Raw genomic sequence first — 21,687 nt, forward strand, 5'->3', positions numbered from 1 at the left:
CCGCAGGGTCAGTACAATAACAGACCGCAGGGCCAGTACAATAATCAAAGATCAGACAGACCTCAGGGCCAGTATAAACAACAAGGTCTGGATATACCAAAGCCAGATGCTGCTGTAGCTCAGGAGCAATTTGACTCACAGAGGAATGAAGCCAGAAGAGAATTCCAAAGTAAGGATTTTGACAAGAGTGTAAAAAGGGATGAAAACAAAAAGAAGGAAATTCCGAAAACCGGTAATATACAAAACAAACACAGCAGAGTAAAGCCTCAGAAGATTGTTATTGAGAAAAAGGGTGTTTCGGAAATTCTATCTGAAGAGTATATTTTCAACGAGTTTTATAATGATGATGGAACCAAGAAGAGACTGCCTAAAAACAGAAAGGCTGACAAGGCCTTACAGGTAAAATATATTCCTCCAAAAGCGGTTCTGACTTCAATAACTATACCGGATACACTTACTGTAAAGGAATTAGCTGAATCTCTTAAAAAGACTTCAACTGAAATAATTAAGAAGCTTATGTCATTTGGAGTAATGGCTACACTTAATAATGATGTTGATTTCGATACCGCAACTATTATTGCGGAAGAATTTGGTGTAAAAACTGAGAAGGCTGTACAGGTAAGCGAGGAAGATATCCTCTTTGATGACATCGAGGAGAAGGATGAGACGAAATTGAAGCCTAGGCCTCCGGTTGTTGTTGTAATGGGACACGTTGACCATGGTAAGACCTCGCTGCTTGATGCTATCAGAAGCACTCATGTAATAGACAGCGAAGCCGGCGGAATTACCCAGCACATAGGTGCTTATACTGTCAGAGCGAAGGATAAGCCTATTACGTTTTTGGATACTCCCGGTCATGAAGCCTTTACAGCAATGCGTGCCAGAGGAGCTCAAGCCACAGATATTGCAATTTTGGTTGTTGCGGCTGATGACGGTGTAATGCCACAGACAATTGAAGCAATAAATCATGCCAAGGCAGCGAATGTTTCAATTATTGTTGCAATTAACAAGATTGATAAACCGGGTGCGAATCCGGATAAGGTGAAGCAAGAGCTTACCGAGTATGGAATAGTTGCGGAAGAATGGGGCGGAGATGCAATAATGGTTCCTGTTTCTGCAAAGAAGAGAGAGAATATAGATCAGCTGTTGGAAATGGTTCTGCTAGTGGCGGATATGCTGGAATTGAAGGCAGATCCTGACAAGCAGGCCAAGGGAACAATCATTGAAGCCAAGCTTGACAAGGAAAGAGGACCTGTTGCTACGGTGCTTGTTCAAAGAGGTACATTAAGAGCTGGAGACTCTATTATTGCCGGTTCTGCATTTGGTAGAATCAAGGCAATGACAAATGACAAGGGCCTTTCAATTAATAATGCCGGACCTTCAATACCGGTGGAGGTTCTTGGAATGAATGAGGTTCCGGAAGCAGGAGAGATATTCTATGCTGTTACAGATGAGAAGGTAGCAAAGCAGCTGGTTGAAAAAAGAAAGTTTAAGCAAAAGGAACAATTGTACAAAACAAATTCGAAGGTCACTCTTGAGGATTTGTATGCCCAGATTATTGCCGGTAAGGTTAAAGCCTTGAATATAATAATTAAGGCTGATGTTCAGGGTTCTCTTGAGGCTGTAAAGCAATCGCTTCTTAAGCTGAGCAATGAGGAGGTAAGAGTAAGCATTGTGCACGATGCAGTTGGTGCTATTACCGAATCTGATGTGACCTTGGCACAGGTTTCAAATGCCATTATTATCGGTTTTAATGTAAGACCGGGTACAAATGTTACTGAGGCTGCAAAAGCTGCTGAGGTGGATATAAGGCTGTACAGCGTAATTTATAAGGCAATAGAGGATGTTCAGTCTGCAATGAACGGTTTGCTTGAACCGACTTATAAAGAGGTTGTTCTTGGACATATTGAAATACGGCAGGTATTCAAGGTTTCCAATGTTGGAACAATCGGAGGAGCATATGTCACAGACGGCAAGGTTCAGAGAAATTCTGAGGTCAGAGTTATCAGAGAAGGCATAGTAATCCATGAAGGGAAGCTTGCATCACTCAAAAGATTTAAGGATGATGCAAAGGAAGTTGCCCAGGGATACGAATGCGGTGTTTCCATAGAAAAATTCAATGACATTAAAGAGGGTGATGTGATTGAGGCCTTTATAATGGAAGAAGTGAAGAGATAAGCTTTTAAGAATGTAAGGAGCATTGCTTGTGCTTCCAATTATAATTCAAATGAAATAGGTTGAAGAGGATAAATATCCAATTCAGCCTATTTGTATAAATATATAAAGATGCTTATATATTATATTAAAGTTAAAAGGTAAATACATTGGGAATAATAATCACTGAAAACCAGATGAAAATTGGCAGAAACCATGAAATCTGATTTTGTAAATATAGTCAGTTGTATAGGGTATTAAAAAACTGCTAAAATGAAAACAGAGAACCGCATGTGTTGAGTGCGGACGGTCGGGAGGTAAGCTATGGCTGATAGAATAACAAGAATATCCGAGGAAGTAAAAAAAGAAATAAGCAATATAATCCAGAATGAGATTAAGGATCCAAGACTGCCTAGTTTGGTAAGTATTATAGACTGTCAGGTGTCAAGGGATTTGGGACATGCAAAGGTTTATGTAAGTGTTATGGGTACCGAAGAGGAAAAGAAGAATGCAATAAAGGCTTTAAAGAGCGCATCAGGTTTTATAAGACGTGAGCTTGGACACAGAGTACAGTTAAGAGCTACTCCGGAAGTTCATTTTGAGTTGGATAATTCGATTGAACATGGTATGTATATTAACAAATTATTAGATGATGCAAAAAAAGAGTATACGGAATAATTATTGGGGGCTAATAATGGAAAAAGAAATTGTCAAGTTGATTTCTGATGCAGGCAGTGTGGCTATATATCCTCATGTCAGTGCCGACGGGGACGCAATAGGCTCCTCTCTTGCTTTGGGAATGGCACTTAGAAATGCAGGCAAAAGGGTAGAAATATTTATAGAGGAGGATATTCCCACAGTATATAGATTTTTGCCGGGACTTGAGTTAGCCGGCTTTCATAATGAAGAGGATGAAACTGCAGACCTTAACATAGCGCTTGACACAGGTGATGTCGGCAGACTTGGTTCCAGAGCGGAGTTCTTTTTTAAGGCCCCGTGTTCAATTAATATAGATCATCATATTACAAATACCAAGTATGCACATCTGAATTTTGTGGATGCGTTGTCCGCTTCAACCGGAGAAATTATCTATTCTTTGCTGCTGGAATTGAATATTCCTATAAATACCGATATTGCTGTTTGCCTGTATACAGCTATTGCCACAGATACGGGCGGCTTTCAATATCAGAATACAACAGCAGATACGCACAGAATAGTTGCGGAGCTGCTTTCAACAGGCATTAATGTTGGAGAGGTATCTCAAAGAATTTATGATAATACCACCTATGAAAAGCTGAAATTAAATGCAAGGGCAATTAATTTGCTCGAGCTTTATGAAAATGCAAAGCTGGCAGTCGTTACGCTTTCTTTGGAGGATATTCAGTCAACCGGAGCAAAGGAGGAGGATTGTGACGGTATTGTAAACATAGGGAGATCAATAGAAAGCGTTGAGGTATCTGTTCTTATAAAGGAAAGAAGTAAAAACGAGGCAAGGATTAATTTGAGATCAAAGACATATGTTGATGTTTCAGAGGTTGCCGCCGCTTTTGACGGAGGCGGGCATACGAGAGCGGCCGGATGTACTGTTAATGGCAGCTTGGAAGAAGTAAAGGGGAAAATTATAGAGGCTATAAAGGATAAACTATAAAATGAATGGTATTCTGAATGTATTAAAGCCTGCGGGAATGACTTCTTTTGATGTTATTGCCGTTGCAAGGAAAATATCACACCAGAAAAGGATTGGTCACACAGGAACTCTGGATCCATCAGCAGTTGGGGTATTGCCCTTGTGCTTTGGCAACGCAACCAAGGCTATAGAATTTATGATTGATAAGGACAAGATTTATCGTGCCGAGCTGACATTGGGTGTTGCAACCGATACGCAGGATTCATCCGGAAGGGTGACAGCCTCCCGTTGTGTCGATTCTGATGACAGTACGATAATTAGTGCGATTAACAGCTTTATAGGTAATACTGCCCAGATTCCGCCGATGTATTCTGCAATAAAGATTGGCGGTAAAAAGCTTTATGAGCTTGCCAGACAGGGTGAGACTGTTGAACGGCAGGCAAGAAATATAACAATTTATGATATAAGTAAAATAAGGATTTGGAAGCAAGCTGTAGTTTTTAGTGATAACGGACAAGATACTTTGTACAATACAAAAAAAGTGCTTTTTGATGTACATTGCTCTAAAGGGACTTATATCAGAACGCTTTGCAATGATATCGGAGAGAAGCTTGGCTGCGGCGGGCATATGTCCTTTTTGGTCAGAACAAAAGCCGGAAGGTATGATATAAAATCTGCTCTTACTCTGGAGGAAATTATGGAATTAGCTGATAAGGGTATTCTCAGCAGAAGCCTGTTGCCCGTAGAGACAGTTTTTGAGGAGTATGAAAAAATAGCCTTAAATGAAGAAAATTCATCTAGGTATAATAATGGCGTATGTATAAAGCTTGATTCAGATTATGGAAACGAAGATATTAATAAAAGAGTATACGATAATAACAATGCTTTTCTGGGTATAGGTGAAATACTTAATATGCAGAAGGGTATATATCTAAAATCAAAGAAGTTTTTCAGAGATAACTGACTAAAGGCAATTACTGTTCAGGTCTTCGCGCGATATAATATCTGACGGTATTTATATGCGATGATATTTATATCCAATGATATTTATATCATTTTTTAGGCGGCAGTAATTGACTTAAAAGGTATTTTGGCTTGGGTGCGGAGGTTAGCAGTATGCAGGTTATTTATTCTAATAGAAGCGATATAAATTTTAATTGCAGTACAGGTGTGGGACTTGGAAACTTTGACGGCCTGCATATCGGACATATGGCTCTTATAAATACATTAATCCGGGAAGCAAAATTAAATGGGTTGTCATCTGTAGTATACAATTTTACAAAGCATCCTGAAAATATTCTCAGGAAAAAGCTTATTACCCCTTTATTGCTGACTGAACAGAAAAAGATTGATTTGCTTAGTGAGATATGCTTGGATTATTTATATTTTGATGAGTTTAATGAGGTCTTTTCCAGACTTTCTCCTGAGGATTTTGTAAGGCTGATTTTGATAAACAGGCTTCATATCAAGCTAGCGGTGGTTGGATATGATTACAGATTCGGCTATCAGGGACAGGGGGATACAGATTTTTTGAAGGAACTGGGGAAAAAGTACGGCTTCAGAGTTATAGTCGTATCGCCGATTACTTGTGAAAATGAAATTATCAGCAGCACAAGGATAAGAGAGCTTGTTATTAACGGAGAGCTTGAGACTGCCTATAAGCTTTTGGGAAGAAATTATTCCATTACCGCAAAGGTGGTAAACGGCAGGAGAGTAGGCAATACAATAGGCTATCCTACCGCAAATATACATCCCGAGAGATTTCTTGTTTTACCGGCAAACGGAGTGTATATTACAAAGACATTAATAGACGGAAAATTTTATAACAGCATGACAAATGTGGGTTATAATCCAACCTTTGAAGACTGTAAGCAAAAAAATGTTGAAACTCATATAATTGATTTTAATCAGGATATTTACGGGAAAAAAATTGAAGTTTTCTTTCTCAAAAAAATAAGAAATGAAAGAAAATTTGAGAGCGTTGAACATTTAATTCAGCAGATTTCAAAGGATATGCTCGAAGCAAGGGAATATTTTGGTATAGGACAATAGCTAATGGATAAATATAGGATTATTATTGCAGGAATTGTTCAGGGTGTGGGTTTCAGACCGTTTGTATACAATCTGTCAATCAGGCATGGATTAAAGGGCTGGGTCGGCAATACAGGCAGTGATGTGATAATTGAGGTGGAAGCAGACAGCGGCCAGTTACAGGATTTTATAGAGGAAATAAGGAATACTGCGCCTGCTTTAGCTGAGATAAAATCAATTCTATACGAACGACTGCCATTTGAAGGGTTTGAAGATTTTACTATAGTACAAAGCCAGACAGGCATAAAAGATAATATTTTTATATCTCCGGATGTAGCAACCTGTGATGCTTGTATAAAAGAGCTCAAGAATAAAAAAGACAGAAGATATATGTATCCTTTCATAAATTGTACTAACTGCGGGCCGAGATTTACAATAATCAAGGATATTCCCTATGACAGAGACAAAACTACAATGGACAGCTTTGAAATGTGCGGTATCTGCAGGCAGGAGTATACAAAGCCTACAGACAGGCGGTATCATGCACAGCCTGTATCCTGTCACAATTGCGGGCCTGTATTGGAAATAGCGGTAAGCAGCCAAAACAGCTGCTCTGACATGTCATGTGAAAAGAAGCTGTACGAAGAAGGGAAGCAGCCGGCAGGTTCCGGTACTTATTTAAACAGCGGGGAATGTATCAATTATATTTCTGAAATAATAAAGACTGGCAGAATTGCCGGAATAAAAGGGATAGGCGGATATCATCTTGTATGTGACGCTCTGAACAACGATGCTGTCGAGAGACTTAGAACAAGAAAGCACCGTGATAAAAAGCCTTTTGCGTTGATGATGAAAAATCTTGAGGTAATAAGCAGGTACTGCAAAATAAATGAAAAAGAAATTCAATTATTAAAATCTCCCGCAAGTCCTATAGTATTGCTTGAAAAAAAGGATGGCATCAAGCTGCCGGAACCGATAGCTCCGTTAAACAGGTATCTTGGTGTTATGCTGCCTTATAATCCGATTCATCACATATTATTTGAACAGGAGGGCTTTCCTGAGGCAGTTGTTATGACAAGCGGGAATTTTTCAAGTGAGCCTATTTTTTATAAGGATGATGCGGTATGTGAGCTTGGAAATATCGCCGATGCCTTTCTGATAAATAACCGGGATATATATATCCGTACCGATGATTCAGTTACAAGAGTATTCGAAAATAAGGAATATATTATAAGGCGTTCGAGAGGCTATGTACCGAGGCCTTTTGTATTGGAGGTATACGAGCTTTTAGGGACAGACATGGATTTCAGGCTGCCTTCAATCCTTGCATGCGGAGGAGAGCTTAAAAATGTATTTTGCATAAATAAGAACAATTTATTTTACTTAAGCCAGCATATAGGAGACTTGGAAAACGAAAGCACAAATAAAGCTTTTACCGATAGTATAATGCATTTCAAAAGGTTATTTGAGGTTTCGCCTGAATATATTGCATATGATTTGCATCCCAATTATTTTTCATCCCGATATGCAATAAGTCAGACGGCAGACAAGAGAATCGGAATTCAGCATCATAAAGCCCATATAGCTTCGTGTATGGCTGAAAACAGGCTGAGCGGACAAGTAATAGGGGTCTCCTTTGACGGAACCGGATATGGTGAGGATGGGAATATCTGGGGAGGGGAATTTTTTACCGGAGGCTATTATGGCTTTGAAAGAGCCGGTCATCTTGAGTATGTAATGATGCCGGGGGCGGACTCGGCTGTAAAGCATCCATGGAGAATGGCTGTAAGCTACCTTTTTTCCGCGGACAGGACTGATTTGCTGTATGACAGAAATATAGGGCAGCATGAGAATGAAAAGGCCGCCTTTGCTGGTCCGGGAAGCTGCAAGCATGATTGTAATAGCAGGGCTTGTGAAAACGGAGGCTTATTAAGTAATATAAGTCAAAAGGATATTGATTTTACAGTCAGAATGCTGGAGAAAAAGCTGAATTGCCCTCAGACGTCAAGTATGGGCAGATTTTTTGATGCAGTTTCAGCTTTGATAGGAATAAATACGGATATAAGCTATGAAGGACAGGCGGCTGTTGAGCTGGAATATTATGCGGAGGCTTTAAAGGCAGAGCCTTATAATTTTAGCCTTTACAGCCCGGAACAGCCTCAGGATGCAGGAGAGGCATCAGACAGCGATAGTCCGGCTAAGGGTGACACAGGCTTTATAGTGCAAACAAAAGGCATAATATATGATATTATTAAGGATATATTTGACGGACACAGTAAAAGGCATATTTCTTCCCGGTTTCATTCTACTGCGGCTGAAATTGTTTTGAGGGGCTGTATAAGGATAAGGGAGAAAAGCGGCATTAATACAGTGGCTTTGAGCGGGGGGGTTTTTCAGAACATAACTCTGCTGAAAATGAGTGCTGACAGGCTGAAAGAAAACGGTTTCAATGTCTATATGCATTCGGAGCTTCCTGCAAATGACGGAGGAATTGCTCTGGGGCAGGCTCTGCTGGCATTGGCGGAGATTGCAGATATGCATAAGAAGGGCTTTTCCAACTCTTGCGATTGAAATATATCTGTGTAGGGTATATACTTTTTTAGGTGAAGAGTCTAAGAAATCAGATAAAATTTATATATTATTTGCCATAGATAAAGGAGGGCTTTTAAATGTGTCTAGGATTACCGGCTAAAGTATTGAGCATTGATGGAAATAACAGTACAGTTGAAATGATGGGAGTATCAAATACTATTTCTATAGAGCTTCTGGAGAATGTTAAAGCAGGCGATTATGTTCTGGTTCATGCAGGATGTGCTATTCAGATACTTGATCAGGAAGAGGCACTGAAAACCATAGAAATATTTGAGGATATAAAAAGGCTTGGCGGGTCGAAATAATTATTTCAGAAAGCCAAGCTGAGAAATGGAGGATAAATGGCAGACTATATAGATGAATTCAGAGACAAGGAAGTAATTAAAAAAATCGCAGAAGGTATTAGTGAGTATAAGGGTCCTGATATAAAAATCATGGAGGTTTGCGGAACACATACAATGGCTATTTCGAGGTATGGACTCAGAACGCTTTTACCGGATAGTATCGAGCTGCTTTCAGGACCGGGATGTCCGGTATGCGTCACACCCACATCATATATTGACAGTGCTCTGGAACTGGCAGACAATAAGGATATTATTATTACCACCTTTGGCGATATGATGAGAATCCCCGGAAATGACAGTACCTTGCTTTACAAAAGGGCTCAGGGATGCAACGTCCAAATGGTTTATTCTCCACTGAATGCGGTTGATTTAGCCAGAGATAATCCAGATAAGGAGGTTGTTTTTTTATCGGTAGGTTTTGAAACTACTACTCCGGTTATTGCTCTTTCCATATATAAAGCCGAAAGAGAAAAAATTAAAAATTTTTCTGTATTAACGGCGAACAAGACAATGCCGGAGGCTGTTAAAACCCTTGCAGGTGACGGCGAGCTGGCTATTGACGGGTTTATTTATCCCGGACATGTTGCTGCCATAATTGGTACAGACTTTTTTTCACAGGTTGCGTATAATATGAAAAAGGCAGGTGTGGTGGCCGGGTTTGAACCTTTGGATATTTTGTATTCGATAAATGTATTAGTAAAAAATATAACTGAAGGCAATATTATTTTAGAAAATATGTATTCAAGAATTGTAACAAAAGAGGGAAATACAAAAGCTCAGAATAAAATGTATGAGGTTTTTGAAGCAGCGGATGCCGTATGGAGAGGAATAGGTATGATTCAGAATTCGGGACTGGCACTTAGGCCTGAATATGAAAGGTTTGATGCATCCAAAAGGTTCGGCATCAAGCTTAAAAACAGTCCCGAGCCAAAGGGCTGCCTGTGCGGTGAAGTGCTGAGGGGTAAGAAAAAGCCGCCTGACTGTAAGCTTTTTAAAAACGGGTGCACTCCCGAAAATCCTGTGGGTGCCTGCATGGTTTCGTCAGAGGGTACATGTGCGGCTTATTATAAATATGGCGGGTGAAAGCAGGGATACAAATAATATTTGGCTTTGTATTTAAAAGCTTTACGGAGGCTTGTTAAACAAATATGGAAAATATAATTACTTTGGCTCACGGCAGCGGAGGCTCAGCTACTCTGAAGCTTATAGAACAGGTATTTAAAAAATACTTCAATAATGAAATCCTGTCTCAGGGGGATGACTGCGCAAGGCTGGCTATGGACGGTACAAAAAGCTTGGTTTTTACAACCGACAGTTTTGTTGTTACTCCGGTATTTTTTAAAGGAGGCGACATCGGAAAGCTGGCTGTATGCGGAACGGTAAATGATTTGTCAACCAGCGGGGCAATACCGCTGTATTTGAGCTGCGGCTTTATTATTGAAGAGGGCTTCAGCATAGAGGAGCTGGAAAAAATTGTTGAATCTATGAGCGATACTGCCCGTGAATGCGGCGTTCAGATAGTAACAGGAGATACAAAGGTAGTACAAAAGGGTGCGGCAGACAAGGTTTTTATCAACACCTCCGGTATCGGCGCAGTTCCTGACGGAATATGTATTTCCGGCAGAAATGCAAGGGTGGGAGATAAAATAATAATTACAGGCACTATTGGAGATCACGGAAGCTGCATTTTACTTGAAAGAGAGAATATGGGCTTTCAGGCTGAAATCAAAAGCGACTGCGCTCCGCTTTCCGGCTTAGTGCGTGATATGCTGGAGGCTGCATCGGATATTCATGTTTTAAGAGACCCAACCAGAGGCGGGGTTGCAACCACATTAAATGAAATAGCGCTTCAAAGCAAGGTATCAATTGTTATAGAGGAGGATAAGCTTCCGGTGAAAAGAGAAGTTCAGGGAGTTTGCGAGCTTTTAGGGATGGATCCTTTATATATGGCTAATGAAGGCAAGCTTTTAAGTTTTGTACCTGCGGAGAAGGCAGAAGCTGTTCTTGAGGCTGTACGAAGGAATAAATATGGGGCAGAGGCGCGGATTATCGGTGAGGTAACAGGTGAAGGAGAACCCAAGGTTCTCCTGAAAGCATTGAGCGGCGGCAGCAGGATAATCGGCGTACTTGCAGGAGAACAGCTGCCAAGGATATGCTGAGAAAATTTGCATGGATGTGGCAAGTCAATTGCTATCGGCTGATAGTAATTGACTTTAGTAAAAAAGTATAAGGATGTGTCGGATTAATAATTAAATAAGCTGTGAAGGCGGCAGCTGTTAATTAATATGAGTATCAGCAGGAATGGCCTGCCGGCTTGTGCGGCAAATTACAATTTTGAAAGGAGGAATAACAGCATTGATAATATCAATGAAGAATTTGGGGAAAATATACAAAAATGGACAAATCGAAGTTGAAGCACTTAAACATGCCAATATCGATATTGAAAAAGAGGAATTTGTTGCTATAATGGGACCTTCAGGTTCCGGAAAATCCACAATGATGAATATAATCGGATGCTTGGATAAATCCACATCAGGTGAGTATTGGCTGGACGGTATTAATATATCTACGCTGAATGAGGTTGAGCTTGCCAGAATAAGAAATCTGAAAATAGGCTTTGTATTCCAATCCTTTAACTTATTGCCAAGAATAACTGCATTGCAGAATGTGGAGCTTCCGATGATTTATGCGGGAATAGGCAGCAAGGAAAGACGAAAGAAGGCCAGCAGTGCATTGGAGAGAGTTGGACTTGAAGAGAGAATGCACCATAAGCCAAACGAAATGTCGGGAGGGCAAAAGCAAAGAGTTGCAATAGCAAGAGCCTTGGTGAATTCTCCTGCATTAATACTTGCGGATGAGCCTACGGGCAATCTTGACAGTACCTCCAGTGAGGAAATAATGTCTGTTTTTCAGGATTTAAACAGGGAGGGTGTAACTATTGTGCTGGTAACGCATGAACCAGATATTGCAGAGCATACAAAGAGAGTTTTAAGATTCAGAGACGGAATAATACGGGCTGACGAAACAGTTAAAAATCCCGTTGATGCCAGAGAGGTTCTGAAAAACTACAGCATGATGGAAGAGTAATATTTCCTGACTGAACACAAAAAATTTAATAATGGAAGGAAAGAGAAAAATGAATGAAAATATTCCGGTTAATAATGAAAATTCCACAGGGTTGGCTGAAGCCGAGTATTCAAAAATGAATTTTATCAAGAGAGTTTTTGGTGTGATGTTTTTTCCGGGCAAGGTTATGCAGTCGCTGGAGAAAAAGCCCAGAGTATTGTTCGGGTTGCTGCTGGCAGCTTTATCACCTGTTGCATTGATACTTTTGACCTTTCCCATGTATATGGAATATATGAGAGCAAAATTGGAAATTACATATGCAAATATGGATATTGATGTGACTGCTCAGCAGATGGACAGTATAATGAGTATGTCCAAATACTCATCACTGATAGGCGGGGCGATAGGTGCTGTCGCGTTGATGCTTATTGAAGCCTTGGTTTTATGGGGACTTGTCAAGATATTTAAGGGAGAGGGCCGCTACAAGCAGGTTTTGTCTGTTTTGGGATATACGGGTGTAATAGCTGCAGTATCAGTAATTGTAATGATTATATCGGTTCAGCTTACAGGCTCTTTCAGTGAGGTAAGCTTTACAAGTCTGGCATCATTTCTGCCGGATATGAAGGGCAGCTTTTTTTACGGTGCTGCAAAGATGATAGAAATATTCAGCATATGGCAATATATTGTTCTGGGTATCGGATTATCCTCTGTAAGTAAATTGAGCAAAAACAAGATAATCATTATTGTTGCCATTATATTTGCCGCTGTTGCAATATACGGGGGAGTAACAGAATTTCAGGCGGCAAAATATATGTAGGAAAAACATAATACAATATCATTGCCAAAGCCTTCAGGCGAATTAAGCTTTAAAGCTGGCTTGGATTGTGGTAAAAGGATAGCTACATATAAAATTGCAGTGCTTATAATCAATGTAAGAAATGAAGCTGGCTTGAGACGCTCAAAAGAACAGGTTATACAAGCGGGAGCATTTTCAGGTCTTAAAAACCACAAGTGTTTATGGAGGGTAAAATGAAAAAAAAGGTTTTCATAGGTATCGGTGTTGCTGCTCTGGTTATTTGTCTGGTTGCATGGGGCATAATTAAAAATGCGGGAGCAGTCGGAACAGGAGCGGTATACAGTGTTGAGGCAAGCGAAATAAAAAAAGGGGATATAAGTTCATATATATCTGCAAACGGAACAGTCACAGAGATTGAGAAAGCAGAAATATACATAGATACACCTATAAAAGCAACAAAGGTATATGTCAAGCAGAATGATTCTGTTAAAAAGGGCCAGAAGCTGGCTGATTTTGATTTTGATGATTTAAACTCACAGCTTGATCAGGCAAAGCTGACAAAGAGAACTCAAGAGCTAACCTTAAAGAAATTAAAGCTTGCAGATACAACAGTTAATGTAACCTCGGCTCAGAATGCCCTGAAGGTGGCTGAAAATTCTGTAGTATCTGCACAAAGAAGCTATGACAATGCTTTGAAAAATTATAACGATACAAAAAAGCTTTATGAAGTTGGAGATAAGGCTAAAAGCGAGCTGGATTCGGCAGAAAATGCATTGAAGGAAACAGAGGTTGCACTGAATAATGCCAAGATTAATCTGGAATCCCAAAAAGCAGCATTAAAGGATACTTCAAAAACAAATAACCTTTCTGAAAGCTCAAAGCAAATTGACATTCAAACCCAGCAGGTTGCAATAGATAACAGCACTCTTGCAATAAAGAATCTCGAGAGCAAAATAAAAAAGATTAGCGAGGCCATGTATTGTACTATGGACGGGGTTATATCCCAGGCAAATGTTTCGGATGGCTCCTTAACTCCGGCGACACAGCCGGCTTTTGTGGTTATCAATCCTGACAGGCTGGAGGTCAAGGTAAATATAAATGAGTACAATGCAAAGCAGGTAAAGCAGGGACAAAAGGTTGACATCACCGGAGATTCCATTCCTGAGACAGAAAAGATTACCGGTAAGGTAACCAATGTTTCGCCTGTTGCAAGCAAAAGTACATCAGGTACGGGAAGTGCAGAAACTGTAATTGAGGTTACCATAGGTATAGATAATATTGTTGAATCCATTAAACCAGGTATTACAGTTAATTGTGATATTAAAATTGTTGATATTACTGATGTCCTGACAATTCAACTTGATATGCTGACGCAGGACAAGGATGGCAAAAACTTTGTTTTCGTACTAAGCGGGGATAAAAAGACAATGAATAAAAAAGCTGTTGAACTGGGAAGCACATCGGATATGACTGCCGAAGTAAAGGGCGGAGAATTGAAGGAAGGCGACTTGGCTGTCATGAATCCAAAGGCTGCATACGAGGATGGAGCAAGAGTGAAAATCAGCGAAAAATAAGAGGCGAGGTTAAGAGAATGAATATTATTGAGAGCTTTAAACAAGCATTATCAAGCCTCCGAGCCAACAAACTCCGTTCCATTCTGACCATGGTTGGTATTATAATGGGTGTGTTTTCGGTTATAACGATTGTCGCAATAGGAAATGCCACTCAAAGCTATATGGACAATGAGTTCGCGAAAATAGGGGCAAATGTGTTAGTTGTATACTATAAGTCGGGTACAATTAATTCTAATGATATATTAAAAAATGATGACCTTAAGGCAATTGGTACTGTTGAAGAAATAAAGAATGTCGGTACTGCCATATCAGGCTCAGGCTCCTTGAGACTTGGCTCTAAAAACAGGACGGCAAGCATTACCGGTATTTCGTCCCAATATAAGGAAATTATGCCTGCCGAGATGGCGGAGGGCAGGATGATAAATGATATTGATAACTCAACAAGATCAAATGTTGTCGTAATAACCGAGGAGTTTGCCAATGCTAATTTTAACGGACAAAATCCAATTGGGCAAAAGCTGAGAGTAACTCTGAACTCAGGAAGCTCCTTGAATTTAACAGTAGTAGGTGTAACCGAAACCGAGGATTCACCGTTCGGAAATATGATGGTTAATGAAAATCAGCCGGTTTCTTTAACTATTCCAATGACTACCCTTCAGTCATATTATGGAGATAATACTCTGAATTATATTTATGCATCTGTTGAAGAGACTGACAGCTCCGAATTAAAGAAGATTGCAGATAAGGTAGTAAGAGTTCTTGAGAGCAAGCACGGAAATAAAGACAAATATGCTATTGAATTCTTGTCTGATTATCAGGAAATGCTGAATTCAATGCTGGGCATAGTCTCGTCGGTATTGCTGGTCGTTGCCGTTATAACTCTGGTGGTAGGCGGAATAGGCATTGTAAATATCCTGTTGGTTTCTGTTACCGAGCGTATAAGAGAAATAGGAGTAAGAAAGGCGCTGGGAGCACGAAAGCGGGATATCGTCGTCCAGTTTATTACTGAGTCAATAATGCTGACGGGAATAAGCGGCTTGATAGGAATTTTATTTGGAATACTGGGAGGCTTTTTAATATCCTCGCTTATTAAAATTCCGCCGGTTGTGAATATTAAGGTTATTGTACTGGCTTTCTTAGGGTCAGTTGCACTGGGCTTGTTATTCGGAGTTTATCCGGCTAAAAAGGCTGCGGATCTTGACCCGATTGAATCCCTCAGATATGAATAGAGGGACTGAATTTAATTATTCAATCAAGCCTTCACGTGATAAAATATCGTTCCGATATTTTATCACGTGAATTATGCTTTTCAGCCGGCTGTTTTCTGACTATCTGTCTTTCATTAACATGCAAAGAAGTTTGCCTGAGACAAGACCGACTAAAAAGGTTCCGCCTAAAATACCCAAAGCTGCTGTTCCTGAAATAGAAAACTCTGAATCGTCACTGTTGTCTGCAGGTAGATTGTTTTCTTCTTTTTTTATACATCTGGCATATTTTCTGATTTTATTGTTGTTCATATGAGCCTCCTGTAGAATTTTAAAAATACTGTTTTAAAGTGCTCTGTTTTTCAACCTTTAGTATCTGTAGTTTAATAATTATTTAAACAAATATAGTGAATTGCCAAGTATTAATTATTTTGGAAGATAAGCTTGAGCACCGGCGGACTTTTTTATGCGGGAAGGCTGAATTATTTATTAAAAAAATATTATACTAAATATGAATACTTTTAATAAGTATATATGTATAATAATGTTAGATGATATGATAAATATTAACAAATATGCTGCTTTAAGGAGGTAGGAATGACTAATATAAATACTTCGGGAGAAAAACCGGACAAAATATCAGAAATAAACGGAATAAGAATTTATAATATTAAGTCTGATAAATTTAAAACAAATACCATAAATATATTTTTTGAGGATGATTTAAATATAAATTCGGTTGCATTAAATGCTCTTTTTCCCTCTGTTTTGAGAAGAGGCTGCAAGGGTCTTCCAACCATAAGGGATATTAATTTATATTTGGAGGAGCTTTATGGAGCAGTATTTGACTGCGGTATTGTAAAAAAAGGCGAGAGACAGATAATACAGTTTTATTTTGAATATGTTTCTGATAAATATACCTCGGATGGACACAGAAATTTTGAGAGAGCTTTTGAATTTTTATTGAATATAATTTTTAATCCTCATCTGCAAAATGGTATTTTTAATGAGCAATATGTGGAGCAGGAAAAAAACAACTTGAAAATGCTTGTTGAAGGAAGAACAAACGACAAGGTTCAATATGCTCTGGACAGATGCTATGAGTTAATGTGCAGGGAGGAGCCTTTTGGACTTTACGAGTATGGTACGGCTCGGCAAATTGAAGGTATTACGGCTCGTGAGCTGTACAGCCACTACAAAGAAAAGGTACTGACTCTGCCGGCAGATATTTTTATAACCGGTGAACTGAGTGACACTGACACTGAGTTTCTTATAAAAAGAATAAGAAGTATCGGAAGAAAAGGACAGAAAGCATTAAGTGCGGCTATTGTCAAAAGCCTTCCGGGGAAGATTAAATACTATGAGGATAAAATGGACATTAATCAGGCAAAGCTGTCACTGGGCTTTAGAACAAATATAACAGCAAAAGAGGATGAGTATTATGCATTGCTGGTATATAACGGAATACTGGGCGGAGGGATGCATTCAAAGCTGTTTCAAAATGTAAGGGAAAAGGCAGGTCTTGCTTATTATGTATTTGCCGGCTTGGAAAAGTTTAAAGGCTTAATGATTATAGGCAGCGGCATAGACATAAAAGAAAGGGAACATGTGAAGGAACTGATTCTCAAGGAGTTAGACGAAATTCAGGCCGGGAATATAACCGATTATGAGTTTAAGGCCACAATTAAGTCTCTGGAAACAGGCATTCAGTCACTTAAGGACAGTCAACTGCAGATTGTGGATTTTTACTTGAGCCAATTAACGGCAGGTACGCACGATACTATGGAAGCCCTGCTTGAAAAAATAAAGCTTGTAACCAAAGAGGAGGTAATAGCCGTATCAAAGAAAATACAGCTTGATACTGAATATTTTCTTACAGCTAATAATTAAGCTGCTTTACCAAAATTTTTGTGCCAATACTTGGCGTGGAGGTTATAAATGAAAATTGAAACGATTGAATATAAAAAATATGACGAAATGGTATACAAATATGAGCATAGCAGTGGATTGAAATGCATTGTGGTTCCTAAAAGGGGATATTACAAAAAATATGCAACCTTTTCAACTCAGTACGGTTCGGTGGATAATGAGTTTATTATTCCGGGTGAGAAAACCAAAACAAAGGTTCCTGACGGAATTGCCCACTTTCTGGAGCACAAGCTGTTCGAGCAGAAGGATGGAAGCGTAATGGATAAATTTGCCGCATTAGGTTCAAGACCAAATGCATTTACAAGCTTTAATCAGACAGTATATTTATTTTCATGCACAGATATGTTCAAAGAAAATTTTGACCTTCTTTTGAACTTTGTTCAAAACCCGTATATAACCGAGGAAAGTGTTGAAAAGGAAAAAGGAATTATTGCTCAGGAAATTAACATGTATCGTGATAATCCCGGCTGGCGGGTTTCGTTCAATCTGCTTGATGCTCTATATAAGGAGCACCCTGTTAAGCTGGATATTGCAGGGTCAATTGAGAGCATAGGCAGGATTACAAAAGAAACCTTGTACAAATGTTATGACACGTTTTATCATCCGTCAAATATGGTAATAACAGTGGTTGGCGACGTAGATTATAGACAGGTTTTTGAGCAGGTGGAGAAGAATATAAAAACTGCTGAAAAGGTATCCGGGATAAAGAGAATTTATCCGGAAGAAGGAGAAGGTCTGAACAAAAAATATTCCGAACAAATAATGCCTGTTTCCACGCCATTGTTTTATATAGGCTTTAAGGATAGCAGCCTTGAGCCGGAGGGTACGGAAATATTGAAGTATGATCTGGCGGTTAAGCTTTTATTATCTGCAATTATCGGTAAAAGCTCCGAGCTGTATACAAAGCTTTATGACAAGGGACTTATAAATTCAACCTTTGAGATGGATTTTTCTTTGGAAAAGAGCTATGCTTATTCTATGCTGGGCGGAGAGTCAATTAATCCCGAAGCTGTCATGGAGCTGCTGGTAAAGGAGATAAAAACTATACGTGATAAGGGTCTGGAGCCAAGTGTATTTGAAAGACTGCGAAGAGCATCAAAGGGCAGATTCCTCAGGCAAATGAATTCAGTTGAAAGTATTTCAAGGTCATTTATAAATTTGTATTTTAAAGGTGTAACAATGTTTGATTATTTAAATGTTTATGATACAATAGGTTTTGATTATATTACCGATGTGTTTGATAAGCATTTTGATATTGAACGCATGGCCTTGTCTGTGGTTAAGAACCGGTAATATTTACCTGCTTTGCGGCTGCCTTATGCTGGCGCGATTACGGGAATTTAGTGCCGATAAAACGGTGTGGAGGTTATAATGGACGAAAGAATAGCTGTAAGCTTCCCCAATCTGGGGAATGGGATAGACTTTAATATTTCTAATGTAGCTTTTAGGGTATTTAATATTCCTATTTACTGGTATGGTATTATTATTGCGTCTGCTTTTCTGGTGTGTGTGCTTTGGGCTATGAAGGATTCAACCAAGTTCGATTTGGTACCCGATACGATAATAGACTTAATGCTGTTTGCTGCTCCTGCGGCAATTATTTGTGCAAGAATTTATTATGTGATATTCAGTTGGGATAAGTACAGCTCAAGTCTTAAAGAGATTTTTAATACAAGAAACGGCGGTCTTGCCATATACGGAGGAATAATAGGAGCAGTTATAACTGCATACCTTGTTGCAAGGTACAAAAAAATACCTGCTCTGAAATTGTTTGATTTTGCGATTCCGTACGTTGCACTTGGACAGGCTATAGGACGATGGGGGAATTTCTTTAATCAGGAAGCCTTCGGTACAAATACTTCTCTTCCCTGGGGAATGACCAGTCCTGTTACAAAAGCATATTTATCAAACCATGCACAGGAATTGCAGCAGCAAAGCGGAATAACAGTATATCCTGATTTGCCTGTTCACCCGACTTTTTTATACGAATCGATTTTAGACTTGGCGGTTTTTGTTTTCCTGATATGGATGAGAAAGAAGAAAAAGTTCAACGGTGAGGTGTTTTGCTTCTACTTTTTGACATATTCACTTGGAAGAGCCTTTATCGAAGGACTTAGAACTGATAGCCTTATGTTAGGAAGCTTAAGAGTATCACAGCTTTTATCGGTATTGTTTGTAATTGCATTTGGCATTTTTATAATTTATAAAAGGGCTAAAATAAAAAATGAAAGCCTTGAACAAGCGGAAGCAGGACACAGCATTTATGCAGGTATACTTAAAGATATGGAAAAAGAGAGCCTTGAGGAAGAGAAGCTAAACGAAAAGGCTGAAAGTGATGCTGTCCAGTCTGAGCAGGAGCCGGAGGCCGGTGATGAGGCTGACTAAGGTTAATTACGGTTCAAGCCTTTGCGACGATATATCGTCTTTTTAGCCGATAGTAATTGACTTTCGGGGAAGGAAATATTGAAGGCGGTGACAGGCAGGATAATGAGGCAGAGGATATAAAGGAAGAGCCAAAAGAATAAGAAATTTAAATGTATTTTTAGGAACGGTGAAAAATGTATTTTGTAGAAAAGTTAAAGCCCCAAAGTCCATATAAAAGGTTTGACTATCCACTGTTTACTGCCGTAATGGTGTTATCGGTAATAGGACTTTTTGTTTTGAACAGTGCTGTAAAAAACAAACCTAATATTTTAAAATCACAGGTGTTGGCTTTTATTATGGGAATAGCCTTATGCTTGATTTTAAGCGCAATTGATTACAAGGATCTGAAGTTTTTCAGTCTGCTTATTTTCTTCGGAGCTATGGGCTTGATGGTTATTACGCTGCTTTTCGGACATGGTGAGAATCTTGGAAATAAAAATTGGATTAAAATTGCGGGAATGAGTGTTCAGCCTTCAGAATTCGCGAAGCTGGCATATATCATTCTGGCTTCGGTATTTCTTGAAAGAATTAAGGACAGTCAGGAAACAGATAAGTCAGATATCATAAAGTTTATTGTATATTCAGGTGTAGCCATAGGCTTTGTTCTGTTGCAGAAGGATTTGGGAACAGCTCTTGTATTTGGTTTTATATTTCTTATTTTTATTTATATTGTAGGAATCCCATATAGATATATATTCATCCTGTGCGGGTGCCTCACTCTTTCCTTGCCCTTTGTATGGATTTACGTGCTGAATGATAAAAGAAGAGAAAGAATATTGACTTTTATATCACCTGAAAGAGATCCTCTGGGCGGCGGCTATAATGTTATTATGTCAAAAATGGCAATAGGCTCGGGACAGCTTTTTGGCCAAGGATATGAAAATGGTATTCAGACTCAGAGCAGAAGTGTTCCTGTGAATGAATCGGATTTTATATTTTCAGTGGTCGGAGAGGAGTTCGGTTTTATTGGCGGGATAATTATTATTTTACTGGGATTGTTTATTATACTCAGGTGTATTTATATAGCCAAGAATTCCAGCGATTCTTACGGTACCTTTTTGGTAATGGGTATTACCGGAATGATTGCATTTAATTTTATTGAAAATATAGGTATGAGTATAGGCTTGCTGCCTGTTACAGGCTTGCCGCTGCCTTTTGTAAGTCAGGGAGGTACTGCAATGCTGGTATATTTTATGTCAATTGGAATCGTACTGAGCGTATCCATACGAAGGAAAAGAGGCTTCAGCACGGCATAATGCTTTAAAGCTTTTTATTACCTATGGAGATTTTATATAAATATAAAAAACTAGTACTTTTGGACTATAAAAGACGGGATGTTTTTCCTGTCTTTATTTTTTTTATAATTTATTATTTAAAAACTATTGTAAAAATAACGATTTTGCAATAAAATATCCATATAAGTGGTGAGAAGTGGAGGAAAGTGGAGGAATTTATGAAGTGAGGGGTGTACAATTTGTTTTATGGTGAGTACCAGCATACAGTTGACCCAAAAGGCAGAGCGATCGTACCCTCAAAATTCAGAGAGGGCTTGGGAGACAGGTTCATTATTACTAAGGGACTTGACTGCTGTTTGTTTGCATACTCATTAGAAGAGTGGACAAGCTTGGAAAACAAGTTGAAAACACTTCCCTTTACAGATAAGGATGTACGTGCATTTATAAGATTTTTCTTTTCCGGTGCGGCTGAGTGCGAGCTGGATAAGCAGGGAAGAATACTCATACCGCAAAATTTACGTGAATACGCAGCGCTTGTAAAGGAGATATCTGTAATTGGAGTTTCCTCAAGAGTTGAAATATGGGACAAAACTAAATGGGAAGAATATAACAGTGATGACAATATAAGCGCCGATAAAATTGCAGAAAAGATGGCCTTGCTGGGGATATAAAAATGCAGTTCAAAAACATATCTCTGCTAAGTATAGATT

The 21,687-nt window shown here is 39.1% G+C and carries 19 protein-coding genes; 18 read left to right on the plus strand and 1 reads right to left on the minus strand.

Translation table 11 applies throughout. The annotated features are described in order from the left end of the window. From infB to LY28_RS06300, 13 genes are all read left to right on the plus strand, one after another. Window positions 1-2,178 (plus strand): translation initiation factor IF-2 (infB, locus tag LY28_RS06235; RefSeq protein WP_110461321.1); only part of this gene is annotated, 2,178 nt, incomplete at its 5' end. A gap of 300 nt (window positions 2,179-2,478) precedes the next feature. After that, window positions 2,479-2,832, plus strand: coding sequence for a 30S ribosome-binding factor RbfA (gene rbfA, locus LY28_RS06240; protein ID WP_110461322.1), 354 nt, complete (start codon window positions 2,479-2,481; stop codon window positions 2,830-2,832). 16 nt (window positions 2,833-2,848) lie between these two features. Next, window positions 2,849-3,802, plus strand: coding sequence for a DHH family phosphoesterase (locus tag LY28_RS06245; protein ID WP_110461323.1), 954 nt, complete (start codon window positions 2,849-2,851; stop codon window positions 3,800-3,802). A gap of 1 nt (window position 3,803) precedes the next feature. Next, on the plus strand, window positions 3,804-4,745 hold the full coding sequence (gene truB, locus LY28_RS06250; RefSeq protein WP_110461324.1) for a tRNA pseudouridine(55) synthase TruB: 942 nt from the start codon (window positions 3,804-3,806) through the stop codon (window positions 4,743-4,745). A gap of 152 nt (window positions 4,746-4,897) precedes the next feature. Next, window positions 4,898-5,833: a bifunctional riboflavin kinase/FAD synthetase gene (locus LY28_RS06255; RefSeq protein ID WP_110461325.1), complete on the plus strand. Its 936-nt coding sequence runs from the start codon at window positions 4,898-4,900 to the stop codon at window positions 5,831-5,833. A 3-nt stretch (window positions 5,834-5,836) separates the two neighbouring features. Beyond that, window positions 5,837-8,383 carry a carbamoyltransferase HypF gene (gene hypF / locus LY28_RS06260; protein WP_110461326.1) on the plus strand — a complete coding sequence of 849 codons (2,547 nt, stop codon included), beginning with the start codon at window positions 5,837-5,839 and terminating at the stop codon, window positions 8,381-8,383. Window positions 8,384-8,481: 98 nt separating this feature from the next. Next, window positions 8,482-8,709: a HypC/HybG/HupF family hydrogenase formation chaperone gene (locus LY28_RS06265; RefSeq protein WP_110461327.1), complete on the plus strand. Its 228-nt coding sequence runs from the start codon at window positions 8,482-8,484 to the stop codon at window positions 8,707-8,709. Window positions 8,710-8,745: 36 nt separating this feature from the next. Next, window positions 8,746-9,831, plus strand: a complete 1,086-nt coding sequence (hypD, locus tag LY28_RS06270; RefSeq protein WP_110461328.1) for a hydrogenase formation protein HypD — start codon at window positions 8,746-8,748, stop codon at window positions 9,829-9,831. Window positions 9,832-9,896: 65 nt separating this feature from the next. Next, the gene (gene hypE, locus LY28_RS06275; RefSeq protein ID WP_110461329.1) at window positions 9,897-10,907 is read left to right on the plus strand and encodes a hydrogenase expression/formation protein HypE; all 1,011 of its coding nucleotides are present in this window, start codon (window positions 9,897-9,899) and stop codon (window positions 10,905-10,907) included. Window positions 10,908-11,103: 196 nt separating this feature from the next. After that, complete coding sequence (locus LY28_RS06280) at window positions 11,104-11,835, plus strand: ABC transporter ATP-binding protein (RefSeq protein WP_110461492.1); 732 nt, start codon at window positions 11,104-11,106, stop codon at window positions 11,833-11,835. A gap of 49 nt (window positions 11,836-11,884) precedes the next feature. After that, the gene (yknW, locus tag LY28_RS06285; RefSeq protein ID WP_165835510.1) at window positions 11,885-12,631 is read left to right on the plus strand and encodes a YknW family membrane protein; all 747 of its coding nucleotides are present in this window, start codon (window positions 11,885-11,887) and stop codon (window positions 12,629-12,631) included. 212 nt (window positions 12,632-12,843) lie between these two features. After that, on the plus strand, window positions 12,844-14,184 hold the full coding sequence (locus tag LY28_RS06295; protein ID WP_110461332.1) for an efflux RND transporter periplasmic adaptor subunit: 1,341 nt from the start codon (window positions 12,844-12,846) through the stop codon (window positions 14,182-14,184). Window positions 14,185-14,201: 17 nt separating this feature from the next. Then, the gene (locus tag LY28_RS06300; protein WP_110461333.1) at window positions 14,202-15,413 is read left to right on the plus strand and encodes an ABC transporter permease; all 1,212 of its coding nucleotides are present in this window, start codon (window positions 14,202-14,204) and stop codon (window positions 15,411-15,413) included. 99 nt (window positions 15,414-15,512) lie between these two features. On the opposite strand, the gene LY28_RS06305 is transcribed toward LY28_RS06300, so the two are convergent. Continuing rightward, complete coding sequence (locus LY28_RS06305) at window positions 15,513-15,701, minus strand: hypothetical protein (RefSeq protein WP_110461334.1); 189 nt, start codon at window positions 15,699-15,701, stop codon at window positions 15,513-15,515. A 285-nt stretch (window positions 15,702-15,986) separates the two neighbouring features. On the opposite strand from LY28_RS06305, the gene yfmF reads away from it, so the two are divergent. From yfmF to mraZ, 5 genes are all read left to right on the plus strand, one after another. Further along, window positions 15,987-17,279: an EF-P 5-aminopentanol modification-associated protein YfmF gene (gene yfmF / locus LY28_RS06310; protein ID WP_110461335.1), complete on the plus strand. Its 1,293-nt coding sequence runs from the start codon at window positions 15,987-15,989 to the stop codon at window positions 17,277-17,279. A gap of 48 nt (window positions 17,280-17,327) precedes the next feature. Next, the gene (gene yfmH, locus LY28_RS06315; protein WP_110461336.1) at window positions 17,328-18,611 is read left to right on the plus strand and encodes an EF-P 5-aminopentanol modification-associated protein YfmH; all 1,284 of its coding nucleotides are present in this window, start codon (window positions 17,328-17,330) and stop codon (window positions 18,609-18,611) included. 78 nt (window positions 18,612-18,689) lie between these two features. Continuing rightward, on the plus strand, window positions 18,690-19,703 hold the full coding sequence (gene lgt, locus LY28_RS06320; protein ID WP_110461337.1) for a prolipoprotein diacylglyceryl transferase: 1,014 nt from the start codon (window positions 18,690-18,692) through the stop codon (window positions 19,701-19,703). A gap of 173 nt (window positions 19,704-19,876) precedes the next feature. Beyond that, a complete protein-coding gene (rodA, locus tag LY28_RS06325) occupies window positions 19,877-20,998 on the plus strand; it encodes a rod shape-determining protein RodA (RefSeq protein WP_110461338.1) in 1,122 nt (373 codons plus the stop codon). Window positions 20,999-21,216: 218 nt separating this feature from the next. Continuing rightward, window positions 21,217-21,648, plus strand: a complete 432-nt coding sequence (mraZ, locus tag LY28_RS06330) for a division/cell wall cluster transcriptional repressor MraZ (protein ID WP_110461339.1) — start codon at window positions 21,217-21,219, stop codon at window positions 21,646-21,648. The last annotated feature ends 39 nt before the right edge of the window (window positions 21,649-21,687 follow it).

This window comes from Ruminiclostridium sufflavum DSM 19573, from assembly GCF_003208175.1.
In the GTDB taxonomy this organism is placed as follows: Bacteria; Bacillota; Clostridia; order Acetivibrionales; family DSM-1351; genus Ruminiclostridium; species Ruminiclostridium sufflavum.